At 28.9% G+C, this 17,423-nt stretch carries 17 protein-coding genes; 4 read left to right on the forward strand and 13 right to left on the reverse strand.

Annotated features, from left to right (window positions below; genetic code table 11):
• Positions 1-19 precede the first annotated feature (19 nt).
• Entirely contained in the window at positions 20-919 is a 900-nt protein-coding gene (locus tag H8S20_RS04410) for an SDR family oxidoreductase (protein WP_186859380.1), read from the reverse strand.
• A gap of 77 nt (positions 920-996) precedes the next feature.
• On the reverse strand, positions 997-1,152 hold the full coding sequence (locus H8S20_RS04415) for a hypothetical protein (RefSeq protein ID WP_186859381.1): 156 nt from the start codon (positions 1,150-1,152) through the stop codon (positions 997-999).
• A 91-nt stretch (positions 1,153-1,243) separates the two neighbouring features.
• Between H8S20_RS04415 and H8S20_RS04420 the strand changes: the two genes are divergently transcribed.
• Positions 1,244-1,456: a hypothetical protein gene (locus tag H8S20_RS04420; protein WP_032120105.1), complete on the forward strand. Its 213-nt coding sequence runs from the start codon at positions 1,244-1,246 to the stop codon at positions 1,454-1,456.
• A gap of 199 nt (positions 1,457-1,655) precedes the next feature.
• Complete coding sequence (locus H8S20_RS04425) at positions 1,656-2,456, forward strand: HAD hydrolase family protein (RefSeq protein WP_032120106.1); 801 nt, start codon at positions 1,656-1,658, stop codon at positions 2,454-2,456.
• Between the two features lie 164 nt (positions 2,457-2,620).
• Here the strand turns inward: H8S20_RS04425 and H8S20_RS04430 are convergent, their stop codons facing one another.
• From H8S20_RS04430 to H8S20_RS04455, 6 genes are all read right to left on the reverse strand, one after another.
• Positions 2,621-3,439 carry a histidinol-phosphatase HisJ family protein gene (locus H8S20_RS04430; protein WP_032120107.1) on the reverse strand — a complete coding sequence of 273 codons (819 nt, stop codon included), beginning with the start codon at positions 3,437-3,439 and terminating at the stop codon, positions 2,621-2,623.
• 211 nt (positions 3,440-3,650) lie between these two features.
• Positions 3,651-4,973, reverse strand: a complete 1,323-nt coding sequence (locus H8S20_RS04435) for an ABC transporter substrate-binding protein (RefSeq protein ID WP_186859382.1) — start codon at positions 4,971-4,973, stop codon at positions 3,651-3,653.
• Positions 4,974-5,198: 225 nt separating this feature from the next.
• On the reverse strand, positions 5,199-6,011 hold the full coding sequence (locus H8S20_RS04440; protein ID WP_207725244.1) for a carbohydrate ABC transporter permease: 813 nt from the start codon (positions 6,009-6,011) through the stop codon (positions 5,199-5,201).
• Between the two features lie 5 nt (positions 6,012-6,016).
• Positions 6,017-6,949 carry a carbohydrate ABC transporter permease gene (locus H8S20_RS04445; protein ID WP_186859384.1) on the reverse strand — a complete coding sequence of 311 codons (933 nt, stop codon included), beginning with the start codon at positions 6,947-6,949 and terminating at the stop codon, positions 6,017-6,019.
• A gap of 11 nt (positions 6,950-6,960) precedes the next feature.
• Positions 6,961-8,070 (reverse strand): ABC transporter ATP-binding protein, encoded by a 1,110-nt coding sequence (locus tag H8S20_RS04450; RefSeq protein ID WP_186859385.1) that lies wholly within the window; start codon positions 8,068-8,070, stop codon positions 6,961-6,963.
• 84 nt (positions 8,071-8,154) lie between these two features.
• On the reverse strand, positions 8,155-8,955 hold the full coding sequence (locus tag H8S20_RS04455; RefSeq protein WP_186859386.1) for an alkaline phosphatase family protein: 801 nt from the start codon (positions 8,953-8,955) through the stop codon (positions 8,155-8,157).
• Positions 8,956-9,461: 506 nt separating this feature from the next.
• Between H8S20_RS04455 and H8S20_RS04460 the strand changes: the two genes are divergently transcribed.
• Positions 9,462-9,941: a Uma2 family endonuclease gene (locus tag H8S20_RS04460; RefSeq protein WP_186859387.1), complete on the forward strand. Its 480-nt coding sequence runs from the start codon at positions 9,462-9,464 to the stop codon at positions 9,939-9,941.
• A 62-nt stretch (positions 9,942-10,003) separates the two neighbouring features.
• Here H8S20_RS04460 and nagA read toward each other — a convergent pair whose 3' ends face one another.
• From nagA to H8S20_RS04485, 5 genes are all read right to left on the reverse strand, one after another.
• Positions 10,004-11,251 carry an N-acetylglucosamine-6-phosphate deacetylase gene (gene nagA / locus H8S20_RS04465; RefSeq protein WP_186859388.1) on the reverse strand — a complete coding sequence of 416 codons (1,248 nt, stop codon included), beginning with the start codon at positions 11,249-11,251 and terminating at the stop codon, positions 10,004-10,006.
• A 34-nt stretch (positions 11,252-11,285) separates the two neighbouring features.
• On the reverse strand, positions 11,286-12,038 hold the full coding sequence (locus H8S20_RS04470) for an HAD-IIB family hydrolase (protein WP_186859389.1): 753 nt from the start codon (positions 12,036-12,038) through the stop codon (positions 11,286-11,288).
• 140 nt (positions 12,039-12,178) lie between these two features.
• Positions 12,179-12,637, reverse strand: a complete 459-nt coding sequence (locus tag H8S20_RS04475) for a PTS sugar transporter subunit IIA (RefSeq protein ID WP_186859390.1) — start codon at positions 12,635-12,637, stop codon at positions 12,179-12,181.
• Between the two features lies 1 nt (position 12,638).
• A complete protein-coding gene (locus tag H8S20_RS04480; protein ID WP_186859391.1) occupies positions 12,639-14,000 on the reverse strand; it encodes a class-II fumarase/aspartase family protein in 1,362 nt (453 codons plus the stop codon).
• Positions 14,001-14,024: 24 nt separating this feature from the next.
• On the reverse strand, positions 14,025-15,602 hold the full coding sequence (locus H8S20_RS04485; RefSeq protein WP_186859392.1) for a PTS transporter subunit EIIC: 1,578 nt from the start codon (positions 15,600-15,602) through the stop codon (positions 14,025-14,027).
• Between the two features lie 181 nt (positions 15,603-15,783).
• Here H8S20_RS04485 and H8S20_RS04490 point away from each other — a divergent pair, with 181 nt between their 5' ends.
• On the forward strand, positions 15,784-17,337 hold the full coding sequence (locus tag H8S20_RS04490) for a helix-turn-helix domain-containing protein (protein ID WP_186859393.1): 1,554 nt from the start codon (positions 15,784-15,786) through the stop codon (positions 17,335-17,337).
• Positions 17,338-17,423: the final 86 nt, after the last annotated feature.

Consider the following 17,423-nt stretch of genomic DNA (forward strand, 5'->3'; position numbering starts at 1 on the left):
AATTATTAAGTATACTTATCTAAGACCCAGATATTGTTCCACCATTAGGGTGAAGAATCTGCCCTGACATATAGCTAGAATCATCACTTGCTAAAAATACAAAACTTGTTGCAACTTCAAATGGCTGACCAGCCCTATTCATAGGAGTATCATTACCGAAGGTCTCCACTTGCTCAGCAGAAAAAGATGATACAATTAAAGGTGTCCATATAGGTCCTGGTGCTACTCCATTTACCCTTATTCCTTTGCTTACTAATGATTGAGAAAGAGATCTTGTAAAAGTCATAACTGCTCCCTTAGTTGCACTATAATCTATAAGCAGTGGGTGTCCTTCATATGCTGTAACAGAAGTTGTATTAATTATACTTGCTCCTTCTTTTAAATATGGAAGTACTGCCTTTGTCATATAAAAATAAGAATATATGTTGGTTTTAAAAGTGGTATCTAGCTGTTCTGCTGTAATGTCTAATATGCTATTTTGAATAAATTGAACTCCATGATTATTTACTAATATGTCAATCTTTCCAAAGCACTCTATAGTCTTTTCAACAACCACCTTTGACATCTTCTCTTCTTTTAAGTCTCCACGTATTAATATACATCTTCTGCCTAGGTTTTCTATAACATACTTAGTTTCATCTGCATCCCTATCCTCACAAAGATATGAGATTGCAATATCTGCTCCTTCTTTAGCAAATGCATAAGCTACAGCTCTACCGATTCCACTATCTCCACCAGTAATAATTGCTACCTTCCCCTGTAATTTGTCACTTTCACAATAGTACGGATTACTTGATATAGGCCTAGGCTTCATAATATACTCAAGACCAGGCTGAGATTCCTGATGCTGAGGTGGAAATGATACTTTTATTTCTTTACATTGTTGCTTTACACCTATACTTTTATAAACTGGATACATATAACACCACCTTAATTAACACTTTATAAATAGAAACTTAATTCAATATAAATTATGCTAATAATTAGATTTTGTTATTATAATTTAAGTTTATAAAAAGAATTATCTACTCTATGCATATCTTCCCACTTATATAAATCCACTTCACAATGATCAGTAAGTGTAAAACCACTTATCCATTTTTCAATTGCAGTTATACATATCTCATCTACAGAATTATGAACTTTTTGCAACTACTTATTTATTGTTTCATGTAATATCTATTAAATTTATCTAATATATAATATAAACATTACTTATTATATAATTTATGTGAGAAATAGAATGGGAAATAAAAAGAATTTTTTAAACAAAATATCTAATGGTATAGAACGTAATATTAATAAATTCAATCTTCTAGTATTGGCCACTTCATTAATAACCTTAAATACAGTATTCATAGGAATTGGTACATTTAATGTAGCTGTAACAAACTTATCAAATTATGGTACATTTATTAAGCTACGTGAAAGGAAAATAAAAAAGTTAAAAAATTAATATTAAAGAACTCTTCTTCATATGTCGTAATTCATGGAATCTTGCATCTTTTTATATCAATATTACTGTACAGGCATTCATTTACTATTGATTTTCAAATTCAGGAAATATGTTTCATTCTTTTTGTGCTATATTACTAATAAGTAGTAATTACAATGTAAAAAGCATGATAAAAAGAGATAAAATGGGAGAAAAATAAATGAGTAAAAAGGTAGCTTTTTTTGATATCGATGGAACAATGGTTAATGTACCAAATGGATTATTACATCCAACACCAGAAACAGTACGTGTATTAAATAAGTTTAAGAAACAAGGAAACTATATTGTCGTTGCAACCGCTAGAGGAATCGTTCCAGATACTATAAAAGGTATTAATTTTGACGGTTATATTTATAATGATGGGCACTATATTATTTTTGATAATGATATTTTAATAGATGATTTATTTTCTTGTGACGAGGTGCAAATGCAACTTGATGCATACTCAAAATTTGATGGACGTTTCATGTTTAGTGGACATGCAGATACTTGGAATAGCTTTTTAGATGATCCTCTTGTTATTGATCATCGTGAAATGTTTTCAGGAACAAAGGAAAGACCAACAGGAGTTATCGAAGAATTTAAGGCAAATGATGTTCAAGCAGTAGCTTGTTGTGTATTATTTGATAGTGTTGAAAAGTTAGATAATTGTTTTAATGAATTAAAAGAAACTTTTACAATGGTACCTTATCGTACTGGATTAATTAGAATGGATGTCTATCGTAAAGGATTTACTAAAGGAACTGCTTGTGATTACCTATATAAAAAATTAGGAATTGAAAAGGAAAATAGCTATGCCTTTGGTGATGGCATAAACGATAAAGAAATGTTAGAGCTTGTAGGTAATGGTATCGCCATGGGTAATGGTTTAGAAGAAATCAAGAAAATTGCTGATGATGTGACAGATACTGTAGATAATGACGGTATTGCTAAAGCATTTAAGAAATATTTTAACATTTAAAAAGCTTGTAAATTTAATAGTATAATCATAAATAGATTTCCTATAATGTAAGCATAGATAAATATCACATTAGTGATAAGCATCTATGCTTACTTTGTATAAAACTAAATCTATCTACATCTATAACTTATTTTTTATACTAATATGATTAAATCTATGTGAAATTATAATCTTATTTTAATCATATTAGCTTTTCTCTCTCTATAAAATGAATAATATTTAAATCCTATATAATCCAAGAACTCCAATGAAACTGGAAAATCAGCAGCTATATCATTAATCCTATGGCTATCTGAACCTATAGTAATTAACTCTCCACCAAAATCTAAATATCTCTTCATTAATTCTATCGTTGGAAATGGCTTTTTTATATTTTGTCTAAGCCCTGATGTATTAAGCTCTAAGGCTTTCCCCCTATTTATTACAGTCTTAAATATTTCATCAATTATATCCATATATTTTGCTAAATCTATCTTTACATTATAAACACCTTCTATGTATCTTAAAGGGTAAGTAAGATGTGCAGCTGTATCAAAATCACATATAGTAACCATTTCTAAATAGTACTTAAAATATCTATCTAATAAATCATTAACTTCCCTAATACTCATATTAGAATAATTAACATTACATAAATCTCCTGAATCTCCTATTCCATGAGTTGATGCAATTACAAAATCATAATTATGCTTATTTATAATTTCCTTTGAAAGTTCAATATTATAGTTAGGTTGTCCTAATTCTATGCCTGCTGAAAGTGTAAGAATATCTTTGTACTTTTCTTTAGCTAATGTTATATCTCTAAAGGAATTATCCACTCTATTTATGTATTCATCTTTATACAAATCTACTTCGCAATGATCTGTAAGTGCAAAACCACTTATCCCCTTTTCAATTGCAGTTATACACATCTGCTCTACAGAATTATGCCCATCATGTGAATTATTTGAATGACAATGACTATCATATATATTATTAAACATTACCTATTATCCTCTCTTCATATATAAATTCTTATAGACCTTTAAGTTTAATTTTATGTTTGTCATAGTAAATGTTAATATGTAATACTTACTTCGGCACTAATTCATTAGTATAAATATTACATATAAACAAAAACCTATAACATAACTTAATTTTAACTTAAAGGTCCTTTTAATTTAAGGGAGAAATCAAATTATTATTATTTACCTTTTAATTTTTTATTGATTTATTTGCAGTTTCAATTGCTTTATTTGTATTTGCAACTGCACCATCTATAGCTTTAGCTACATCTCCACCATTAAATACTTCTTCAATAGCAGCTTGTAAGTCATTTCTTAATTGTGGTAATTGAGATAAAAGTGGTCCTGCTGTAGCTGCTGTTTCTTTAGATGTAAGGAATTGGTCTGCAGCAACTTTTAATTGTGGCTTTTCTGCATATATATTTTTCATAGTTTCTGTTTCGTAAGCTTTTACGTTTATTGGGAAGTATCCTGTTCCGCCAGCCCAAGTAGCTTGTACTTCTGCAGATGTTGCGTACGTTATAAATTCCATTGCAGCTTCACGAACTTCTTCTGATAAACCATTAGTTACACATAAAGCACCACCACCAGCATAAACACCTTGAGGTTCTACACCTTCAGAGTATGGTAGATATGCAACTCCAACTTCAAATGGAGCTTCGCTTACAATCTTAGCTGCAGAAGCTGATGTAGTAATAAACATTGATATATCACCATTGTTGAATCCAGTAACAACATCTTGTGAGTTACTTCCATAGTTAATGAATTGGTCAGCTTTAATAAGATCACTTATCCATGTAAATATATCTGTCACTTGATCTTGGTATGCAACTTCGGTAGCTCTATCAATACGCCCATTTTCATTATTTATTATAAACCCACCAAGGTTTGTAACCATTTGATCTAAAGCATATCCATAAGCATGCATTGCAAAAGCCTTCATTCCATTGTTTGCACTTGAGATTTTTTCCCCTGCTGCTAATATAGCTTCAAAAGTTTGAGGAACCTCTTCTATACCAGCCTTTTTTAATGCTTCTGCATTATAATATAGCACTGGAGATGATGCGTTAAATGGCATTGTATATAAAGTATCATTAACAGAATAGAAATTTACAACTTGAGGTACAAGCTTATCTATATTGTAGTTATAATCCTTTATTAAATTACTCATTGGTTCTATAAGGTTTGAATCAATCATTGATTGAAGATTTTGTTCACCAATTTGAATTATCGCTGGACTTCCACTTCCACCATTCATATTAAAGAACTTCGATGTTGATTCATCATAAGTACCTTGATTTTCTGCAACTACCTTAATTTTACTTTGAGATGAGTTAAACCCATCAACAATTTCATTTAATTTTTCTTGAACATTCCCAGACATTGAGTGCCATAATAATACCTCTGTAACACCATCAGTATTACCACCTTGCTCAGTTTTCAAATTTCCATTTGAACATCCTACAAAAAGCATAGTAGATGCCATAATTGCCGCCAATAATCTCTTTTTCATATTCAAATCTCCTCTTTATCTTATATTTAGGTCTATTTGTTTACATTTTAAGTTTTTATTTACCTCAAGAAAGATTGTTCTAATAATCGCAGAGGTCATAGTCAGCTCCGCTAACTTTTACCTCTACCGAAGTAACATTTCTCTTTGACGCAGTCAAATATTTCTCTGCCTGCAAGTCATATTTCTCTTTCACTTTATTGAAACATTTATCCTCGACGAAGTCGTCTACTTCAGCGCTCCTTTTGTAAGTCCCTCTTGTAATTTGCTTTGTCCGAATAATATAAGTAGTAATATTGGTAAGCTTACAATCATTGCTCCAGCTGCAATCATTCCATAATCATTTAGTAATTCCGTTGATTTTAGCTGTCTTAGACCTATTTGTACTGTTCTTACTTTTGTATTTGTTGTTGATAGTAATGGCCACATATATGAGTTCCAGCTCACTAAGAAATTGTATATCCCTAGTGTTACTATACTGTTTTTAGCCATTGGAACAACAACCTTTCTGAAAAAATAGAAATTACTTACTCCAGATATTTCACTTGCTTCTTTTAATTCATATGGAATCTGCTTTAAGTTTTGTCTTAATAAGAATATTCCAAAGGTTGATGCAAGAGTTGGTAGTATAAGTCCTGCAAAGGTATCTATCATCCCTAAACCTCTTATAGTTTGGAAGTTTGATATAACTAATACCTCTCCTGGTATCATCATTGTTGCCATAAATATTCCAAAGATAAGATTCTTACCTTTAAAGTCCATAAACACAAAGGAGTATGATGCAAGCAATGATAGTATTATTATTAATCCTGTTGAAACAGATGCTACTATTACTGAGTTCTTTATGTAATGAAGTAATGGTTGAGCACTAAATGCATTTATATAATTTTCAAAGTTTATTGTCTTTGGAATATATACTCCATTAGCTATATCTGCATTATTTGAAAAACTTAAAAGTATTGAAAATGCAATAGGGAAAAATACTATTACAGCACAAACTATTAGAAGCGTGTAAATCCCAAACTTTTGTAACTTACTCATTCTCATTATTGATAAGTCACCAACCTTTCTGTAAGCTTAACTTGTATACGTGAAACTATAAAAATAATGATAAACAATATTACACCCTGAGCTGTTGCTCTACCATATTGGAAATTCACAAATGCTTCTTTATAAAGACTGTATACCATAAGTGTTGTCGTATTACTTGGTCCACCCTTTGTTAACATGTCAATTACTCCAAAGGTTTGGAATGCATTTATTATAGATATTGTTAATACAAAAAATAATGATGGTGATAAAAGCGGAATTGTTATCTTTCGTAGCTTGTACCAGAATCCTCCTCCAACAATATCAGCACTTTCATAAAATGAGTTGTCTATATTTTTAACTCCACCTATAAGTACTAAATAAGCAAATCCTATATTCATCCATATCGATACCATTGCTATTGCAAATATAGCTACCTTAGGATTTGTAAGCCATCCTACAGACTCTCCCCCTAAAGCATTTATTCCCTTATTTAATATTCCTACAGTTGGGTGGAACATAAAGCTCCAGAATATAGAGCCAGCAGCAACTGAAATACCTAATGTTGATGAAAATATAGTTTTAAATATTCCCATTCCCTTTAATTTATAATTTGAAATTACTGCTAACATTAAAGCTATAATAATAGTTATTGGAACTACCATTACAACATATAAGAATGTTGTTCCTACAGTCTTTAAATAATTTGTATCCTTGAATAAATCAATGTAATTTTCTAATCCAACAAAAGAGGTTAGTTGTCCTAAATTGTTTGATAGGAAAAAGCTTTGAAATATTGTTTTTACAAATGGATATATAACAAATATTAAGAAAAGTATTAGTGATGGTAATATATAAACAAATCCCTTAAAGAATTTTTTAACCTCTTTACTTTTACTTTTGCTTATAATTTCTTCATTTAGATTAATTTTAATAGAAGTTTCAGCCATCCCTATTCCCCCTAAGCCGATGCTTTTTCTTTAATATTCTCTGAAAAGCTAATTAACGCCTCAGTTTCTATATTGAAAAAATGGATATTATCAGTATTAAATTCTATAAATACAATCTCTCCTACATTTAATCTCCATTGGCCTGGCCATCTTGCTATAAGTGTCTTACCTCCAACTTTAAATAAAACTTGAGTTTCATTACCTAATAGCTCAACTCCATCAACTACTACTGCATGAGATATCTCTGAACTAAACTCTGCTTTAGTTAAGTTTTCTGGCCTTATTCCGATACTATACTTTTGACCATTTGATAATTTACCTTTTAAGCTTTCATCAATAGCAATAGATATTTCATTGTTTATAACTATTGAATCATCTTTAATTACTGCATCAGCCATATTCATTTGAGGTGATCCAATAAAGCTAGCTACAAACTTATTTGCAGGGGTATTATATAAATCTAGAGGTGAACCAACTTGTTGAATTCTTCCTCCGTTTAATACCATAATCTTGTCTCCCATAGTCATAGCTTCTACTTGGTCATGAGTTACATAAATAGTTGTTAATTTAAACTTATCATGGATTCTTCTGATTTCTGTACGCATATGTGCTCTTAACTTAGCATCTAAATTTGATAAAGGCTCATCCATAAGACATATAGCAGCTTGGCTACAAATACTTCTTGCAAGAGCAACTCTTTGACGTTGTCCTCCAGATAATTGACCTGGCTTTCTGTCTAATAATTCAGTAAGTCCAATAACTTCAGCTGTTTCCATTAACCTTTTATTTTGCTCATCCTTTGGAACCTTCTTAACATCAAGTCCAAATAGTATATTGTCCCTAACTGTCATATGAGGATAAAGCGCATAGTTTTGGAATACAAATGATATATTTCTGTTCTTAGGTGCCATATCATTTACTACTACATCATCAATCTTTAATAACCCACCACTTATTTCTTCTAATCCTGCAATCATTCTAAGAAGTGTACTTTTACCACAACCTGATGGTCCTACAAGTACAAAGAATTCACCTTTTTCAACCTGAACACTAATCTTATCTATAACTTTATTTTTTCCATCATAAGACTTTGAAATTTCAACTAATTCTATATGTTTCATATAAACTTTCCTCTTCATTAATTACTTATTTTTATATCGCCGAAATATCACTTATAGCAATTTTGCTAATTTACATAATATAGATTACTTATTTTTAGGTAATACTCCGAAGAAGTGCATAACATTTAAATCTTCCTCAACGTCATATCCATGAGTCCCTTTACCATTGTCTCCTGTATGAATACCATGATCAGTTACACAACATATTAGAGAATTATGATTTGTCCAATTTTCTCTAACTGCATCTGCTAATTCAGAAAATGCATTTATTTGATTCTTCATAGCTTGTAATGCAACTTCTGATTCTGGATAAGTTGCATGCATCTTATCATCATACTCTTGGTTATAAACTACGATAACATCATAATTGTCTTCTTTTATTAACTCCTTAGCCTTTTGGTTTACCTCTTCATCGTATGGTAATATATAATAATCAATTTTTCTTTCTCCAAATATTATTGCCATGCTTGAATTTTCTACTGCTACTATAGCAACCTTCTTGCCAGCCTCAGCAAGTCTATCAAAAAGAGAATCTGTTTCTATTATTCGTTTTTCATATCTCATTATTCCATGTGTACTAGGCATAGCCCCTGTATACATCGTTCCAAAACATACTGGAGTTACTGATGGTAATACAGTTTGTACTGGTAATGCTAATTGAGTATTTTCAAGAACCTTTGAAAATTCACTTGTGTATTTTTGAAATAACCACATTCCAATAGCATCTGGATTGTATATTAATGTTCTATCAATATCTAAGCAGTCATTCTTTTCAAGCAAGTTTTTTACTGCTCCTACTCCTTCTTTAGCTTCATGAGGCTTTTCCACCTTAAGACACTCCGCTATAGTTGGTGCAAAATAAGTCATTAAAATTGAATTCTTCATTTTATCTCCCTTCTACTTAGACGACTTTTAACTCTTCGTCCATCGGACTACACTTTTAGCTTAAACCATCTTTATTAAATCCATAATAAGCCAATGTAAAATAGAGTTAATTTACGTTAAATATATTAATACATTTATGTTTCGTACTTAATTTAACTTATAAGTCTTAACTCCAAAAGTAAATAAAAAGACAAATACCTTACGGAATTTGCCTCTTTCATTAGGTATTTACTTACGTTGTGTAAATTTATACCATTAATTTATATTTTTAAAATTTAACTCAAAACTCATATTTTATTACTTTTTACAATTACTATTTTTATTATTGTTTGTTAAGAATGTTAAAAGTCTCCTTAACTTAACGCAATATTTTGAACTTTTGCTTCTATATTAGTTTTATTATTCGTGAAATATATATTTTATGTAAAAACATCAGTAGAGAAATAAAAATCTTTATATTATAATTAAATTAATATGTCAATAATAAAATTAGGATGTGATTTTTTATGATGATGATGAGCCCAGCGTCTAACTTGCATAGAATTATAGTGCATTATATTTTTAATGAACTACTAGATCAAATTGAGTCTGCCAATAATGTAGGTTCTGAAGCTACTAGAATAGATGTTAATTATATTTTAAAAAACACTGATAAAAAGTATAAGTACTTAGAACCTGATATATTTGCAGGCAGTGATTTATTATGGAAAGGTGAAATATTAGTTTCAGCTCCAGAATTAGTTATTGAAGTATTAAGCTTTGCAACTGCAAAATATGATAAAACAGAAAAAATGGATTTATATAAGTCTATAGGCGTTAAAGAATATATTTTAGTATCTCAAGACGGAAGCGTTGAGCTATACAGATTACAAAATGACAATTATAAGGATTACTTAAAAATTGATAATAAATTTAAAAGTGATTACCTAAATATAACTTTAGATTTTGATAAAATTTTCTCTTTAGTTCAAGATAAATTTAATTAGAAAATAAAATACCACATGAGCTATTTTTTTATTCTCATGTGGTATTATTGTGTAAATAATAGCTATTTTATATCATAAACTTTTCCTCTCACAATAGTATCTATTATATTAAAATCATTATCTATTACCAACAAATCTGCATCTTTATTTATATCAATACTTCCTTTTTTATCAAATACATTTATATATTTTGCTGGATTTGCACTTGTCATTTTAATAACATCAAAGATAGTAACCTTAGAGTGCTTTATAACATTCTTAACTGAATTAATATAGCTCATTTCAATGTCTCTAACATTTTCATAATTACTATTATCTATTATCTCCTCTCTTCCATCATAATGCTTAATCATTACTCCTTTTTCATGAGGAATAATAGTAATCCTTCTTACATAATGATTCCATGGTTTATTAGTTTTTGCTAATCCACAACAGTCAGTTGTTAATATTATTTTATCACTTGTTTTTATTCTTAATGCAATATCAAAGATCTCATGTTTTACAGTTAACCCTGTTTGCTTAGCAAATTCACAATACATATCATCAAAATATAGAGCTGATCCTGCTACCCCTAACTCTCTATGATGCATTCCTTTCATTCCACTAAATGTATGTGTAAAACCAGAAAATCCGTGCTCTTTCATTTCTTTTATCTGTTCAAATGTGGCTGCTGAGTGTCCAACCGAAAGTTGAATCCCCTTTTCCTTACAAAACTCTGCTACTTCCTTACTATTTTCTAGCTCTGGTGCCATAGTCATTAACTTTATTAACCCTTGTTTACCTTGTCTTTCATAGAAAGATTTCATTATATCAATATTAGGTAATATGCAATTTTCTTCATTTTGCATTCCTTTAAACTCTTTATTTATAAAAGGTCCTTCTAAGTGAATCCCTAATAAGTCTGCTCCTATTTGATTTTCTTCATAAGCTTCATTAACAGCATCTATTTGCCCTAAAATTTCATCTTTAGTATCTGCCCCAGATGTTGCTAAAAATGATGTTACTCCTTCTATAGGTAAATACTTTTTCATTTCTAATATTGACTCTTTTGATTTTTCTAACCAAAATGATCCAGTTCCCCACCCATGAATATGAATATCAATAAATCCTGGAATAATATTAAGATTAGAGTAATCAAATATCTCATCATTACTATCCCATTTTAGTTCACTTGAAACATATTCCTTTAAATAATCACAGTCTAAATCACGATTACATTCTTTTATATCTACAATTTTTTCTTTATCAACTTTAATAAATCCACATATTTTATTATTTTCAAGATATATATTTTTAGAATAAATTATCATATTATACCCCTCTTTATCTCATATTAAATTCTTATTAATTATTTAAATTTATGCACTCCGAAACATCCATACATATATTTTTAACTTTCAGTCTTATATTTTCATTAGCACTTTCCAACGTATATCCACCATAATCTAGTATCATTTGTAAGTCATTATAAGAATCACCTATTGTAATTACTTTATTTACATTGGTTAAACTATTCTTTAAATACTCTACAGTTCCAGATTTATTTACACCATTAGCCACAATATCAACATTTAAGTTATTAGGATATGCAGTTATATACCTTCCATATTTATCATTTAAATCATTTGCTAATTTACTAACCAAACTTTCCTCATCAAATCTTTTATGAATTTGATAAACTTGTCCAATTTTCTCGATTTCACTAAAATCTATCATCTTTCTATAATCTCTTTCATTACACTGATCATTTTTCGCTCTAACTGCAATCTTGTTATTAACTTCTGATAAACTAAATGCTCCCTCGTAATTTTCATATATATATTCTAAAATGTTCATTAATACTTCTCTCTCTATCACCTTTGACGAAAGTACATTAAAATCTTCATTAAAAAGTACAGCTCCATTATTACATATCCAATAATCTGGTTTTATATCATATAACTCTACTTTTTCTCTTACTGAATAAATATCTCTACCAGTAGCTATGACAAATAAGTTTCCATCTTCTTGCCATGACTTTATGCTATTTATATCCTTTAACGATATATCTCTATCTACGTATAAAGTTCTATCAAAATCTGTCACAAATAACTTCATTTTATCCTCTTAGAAATTATAATTACTATAATTCCATACTCCTTTTAATACTATATTTTTTATAAATTAAGGTATAAGGAGATAACTTGTACCTACTTATACCTTAATAAACTTTCTATAACTTTTTAATCATTATCAAATTAGAATTTTATTATATTCTTATCCCCGATATTTACAGAAGAATTCAAATTTTTAACTTCTACCTTCTCACCTGAAGTAAAAATTACTGGTGAAACTAATGATGTATTATTTGCTTTTATATAATCAGTATCAACTAATGTTATAACATCTCCAGCTTTAACTTTTTGGCCTACCTTCACTTTTATATCAAAAGGTTTTCCTTCAAGCTTAACTGTATCTAGCCCAACATGTATTAATAATTCTATATCACCTGATTTTATTCCAAATGCATGTCCTGTAGGAAATACAGTTGTAATTTCACCATCTATTGGTGATAAAACTTCATTTCCACTTAGCTCTATTGCAAAACCATCACCTAAAAGTTTATTGCTAAAAACGTCATCTGGTACATCTGTAATAGATATAATCTTACCTGTCATTGGGCAAATAAACTTTTTTTCTTTCTTAAAAAATCCCATACTACTTCTCCATCTCATTAGCTTTAATTATAGCTTTCTCAGCCATTTCTACTGCTAAGTTACTTCCTATTCCAACATAATTGCTAGGATTTATTAATTCCTTTATCTCTTCCTCAGTAAAGATTTCCTTTACCTTTTCATTTTCACAAAGTACATCATAGAACTTCTTCCCGTCTAACTCTGCCTTCATAGAACATTCATACATAAGCTCATGACCTGCATCACGACCAATTTTGTCTGCCATCTTCATCATGATATACTCTGCATTGTCTAATCCACCATTTAGTAATACATTTTGATATAATCTATCTTTTTTAACAATTAATCCTCTTGTTAGCTCCTCAGCTCTCATTAATACTTCAAGAACTAATTCTAAAGCTTCATCAACAATTGCATCAAACAACATATATTGACTACTATCACCTTCAAACATTCTTGCACTTGAAGTTAATCCTACCTGCGCTAGGCTATACAACTTTTGGCTATTTGCAATAATTCCTTTTGCATTTTTAGGATTAATCTTGTGAGGCATAGTACTACTTCCTACAGTACCTTTCTTAAACGGTTCGTAAACTTCACCGAACTCTTCTATTCCTGTATAGTAAATCTCTTCAGCCATCTTGTGCAATACATTACATATTAATTGCATATTCATAATATATTCAATCTTATGCGTGCAAATGTTTCTACTAGGTACAGGCATATAACTCATCCCAAGTTTATCAGCTACTAACTCTTGAATCTTTGGACCTATTTCACCTACAGTGCTATAACATCCAACTGCTCCCCCCATCATTACTTGATAAACTCTCTTTTCACTCTCTTCTAATCTTTCTATATTATTAATTAACTCACTTATCCAAACAGAAACCTTATATCCATATGTTATAGGTGTTGCATGTCTACCATGTGTTCTTCCAGCCATAACAGTGTCCTTATTTTCAATAGCTACATTAGATAAATTTCTTAAAATATCAGCTAAGAATGATTTAAAAATTTCTGTTACTTCTCTTACAATATATAATTGAGATGTTTGTTGTATATTTTGAGTTGTGCACCCATAGTGGACATATTTACCACCTAATTCATTACAGTTTTTTACTAGAACTTTTATAAGTGGCATAAATCCATGTCCAATTTTTTCTTTTATCTTATAAACCTCATTTAAGTCTATTTTCTCAATATCACAATTTAAAGCAATATTTTCTGCCGCCTCTTTTGGTATTATCCCTAGCTCAGCTTGACTTAGAGCTAGCTCCTTTTCAACCTTTAACCAAGTTGCAATTTTATGTTTCTCGGTTAATAAATCCTTTACCCCTCTATCATCAATAGATTTACTTTTTGAATCATATAATGCTCTCATTTTTTACCTCTATTCTTTCTACGTTTATGCTAATTGTTTTATTGTATCATCTACTGCATGCTTAACAAATTCAACATGTGGTCCAAATACTACGTGGATATGCTTTTCTGAAGGTAAGAAAATTCCTAAACATCCACTTTCTCTTATCTTATCTTGGTTAATTAGATCAGGATTTTCAACGTCTACACGTAAACGACTTACACAGTTTTCTACAGTTAATATATTTGCTTTTCCACCTAATCCTTCTATAACTATTTCGGCTATTTCCTTATATCTTTTTTCCTTTAATAAGTGACTAGCATCTTCATTTAACTCAAAATCTTCTCTTCCTGGAGTAACAAAGTTAAACTTCTTAATCATAAACTTAAATACAAAATAAAATACTACGAAGTTTACAAGACCTAATAAAACCAAATTTATCCAGTTTGTGTTTTCATAAAGTAAGCCAAATATTCCAAAGTCAAATATTGTCCCTCTTATATATCCCATCTTTATTCCAAGGAAACTCATTGGAATTGTCATTACACCTGCTAATATTGCATATGTGAAGAATAATATAGGACTTACAAGTAATAGTGTAAACTCTAATGGTTCTGTAATATTACCTAAGAAAGCTGTTAAACATACAGTTATTATAACTCCCTTAGCAACTTTTTTATTTTTTGTAAAAGCTGTATGATACATAGCTAATCCAATAGCTGGAATTCTAAATAATGTAGTTAACATTTGTGCTGGAGCCATATAGCTTGATAAAGTAGGCATAAGTTCATTCCAAGCTTCATGAGTAGGCCCTAAGTTAAATAAGATTTGATTTAAAGCATTCATTACTCCAATATATTGCTCTCCATCAATCATATAAACTCCACCAGCTTCTGTAAATCTTACTATTGAAGATAATACATGGTGTAATCCAAATGGAATTAACATTCTATTAAGTGTCATATATACTCCAGGACCTACGTACTTGTTCATAAGTATAACTGAACTACTTATTAATATCTTTGTGATTATTGCCCAGAAGAAAGGAATAACTAATCCTATAGGAATCATCACTGCAAAACTTATTATTGGTACTGATTTTTTACCACTAAAGAATGCAAAAGCAAGTGGTAATTGTAATTTATAAAATCTATCTGCACACTTAGCTGCTACTATACCAGATATAATTCCACCTAAAGCGTCAATTCTTAAGGTTTGAACACCTAATACAACACCTTGTCCTAATTGAGACATTGTTTCTGGTGGAGCTAATGTTCCTGTTACTGTTAAATAAACATTCATAACTATATTTAAAGTCAAATATGCAACAACAGATGAGAATACTGCAATCCCCTTTTCCTTTTTACTTAATCCATAAGCTACTCCCATAGCAAATAATAATGGAATATTATCAAATATAACGCTTGTTATCGATTTCAAACTCTTCAAAATTATTTGTAATGTTCCATTTGATAGCCACCCAAATTGTTCTATCATATAACTTTGAGTTAATGCATTACAAATACCCATTACCATTCCTATTGGAGCCATAAGTGCTACTGGTAATAATAAACTTCTTCCGAAAGTTTGTACTGATTGCCAAACCTTACCTTTACTCTTCATTTTCAATTCCCCCATTTTTTAAATTAATCTTTGTAATCAATTACATCTACAAATAAATTATAATTTCAATTTTAAAGTTATTAAAGGATAATATTGTAATAAAAATATTTGCAAATAGTATCCCTTAAATCTATACTTGGATTATATGAGTAAATATTGAATTAAAATTTGTGAGGTATTTATGGGAATAAGTCATTCATCTTTAGAATTAATTAAATATATTCAAGAAAAACAAAATATAAATATTAAAAACATTTCATCATTTTTTAATAAAACTGAATCAAGTATTCGTAGGGAAATAGATATAATAAATCTATACTCTGGAAATAAAGAGATAATTTTAATAAAAAATGGACTAGTTACTACATCATTAAACTATATAGAATATACTGATTTTATTCAATCCCTTTCTATGGATGAATATTTTTCTAATCGCGATGAAAGAATATTAATCATTTTAATAAGCGCCTTATTAAATGATTATGTAAATCTAACAGATTTATATAATCATTTAGGACTATCTATAACAACTAAAAAAAATGATACTAGATATCTAAAATCAATATTAAATCAAAATAATTTAACATTAACTATTTTAAAGAAAAAGGGAATAAAAATTACAGGGAATGAAACTGTATTTAGATTGTTTGTAATTCAAAAATTACAAGCGATAATAGATATAGATTTAAATAATAACTTTAAAAATAGAAAAGCTAATACACCCTTTGAGACCTATGCTTTTAATATATTTAATGAAAAAATATCAACTCAAAGCCTTATAATTAAAGATAAATTATTAACTTATATAAATAACAAAGATGTAAATCTATCATATCATTCTAGGAAGTTTCTTATTTTATATTTATCAGTAGTAATTTTTCGTCAAAATGAAGGATACATCTTAACTAAATCAACTAAAATTCCATTGAACATTTCAGAATGTCAATTGTTTGATAATGTACATGAAAATAAAGAATTTAGCAATATAGATGCGATTTTAGATACTAATCCATCTCAGGATTTCTTATTTGATGAAAAGCTTTGGGATATATCAGTTTTATTTGTAGATACCTTACTTTTAAATATGAATAAGACCATAGTATCAAAGGTTGATTTTGTACAAGAAATATATAGATTTATGTATAAGAAAATTTGCTCACAATGGTTAAATATATATTTTGATGATAAACTAGTAAATAATGTGGAGCTTAATTTACCTGATATCCACAAATTGATTTCAAATAATCAAAAAATATTTACAGATGTGTATAATGTAAATTTAAATAATATTCAAATATCTACATTGGCCCTTATAACAAAAAAATGGTTGGATATAAATGATTCCGTTCAAAGAAAAAGTCTAAAAATAATATTGTTAACTAACATAGTATATGAGAGAGTTCAATATTTTGAAGAGCTTTTAAAATCATACTATGACGTAACATTAGTGGGTGTATTTACTCTTTATGATATTGAAAAAATTAAAAATATAGAATATGATTTTATCCTATTATTCTCTAATAGAATGTTATTTTCTCTTAATAATACTTTTAAAAATGTTATAAAAGTAAACTTTTTTTTAAATAACGATGATATTAAACTTTTAAACAGTTATGGATTTAAACCTTCAAAAAAAAGAATATTAACCTCTGAATTTATTAAAAATATAGATAATAAATCTAAAGAACAATTAGTAGACTATATAAAATCAAATTATAATGATTATTTCCTATAGATAAGTTTTTTGTAACCATTCTATTAATTAACTTCTTTTATCGTGAAATTATTATATATGATATTTATCCTCTTAATGAAAAAGGT

The organism is Clostridium hominis, from assembly GCF_014287825.1.
Lineage (GTDB): Bacteria > Bacillota > Clostridia > Clostridiales > Clostridiaceae > Clostridium > Clostridium hominis.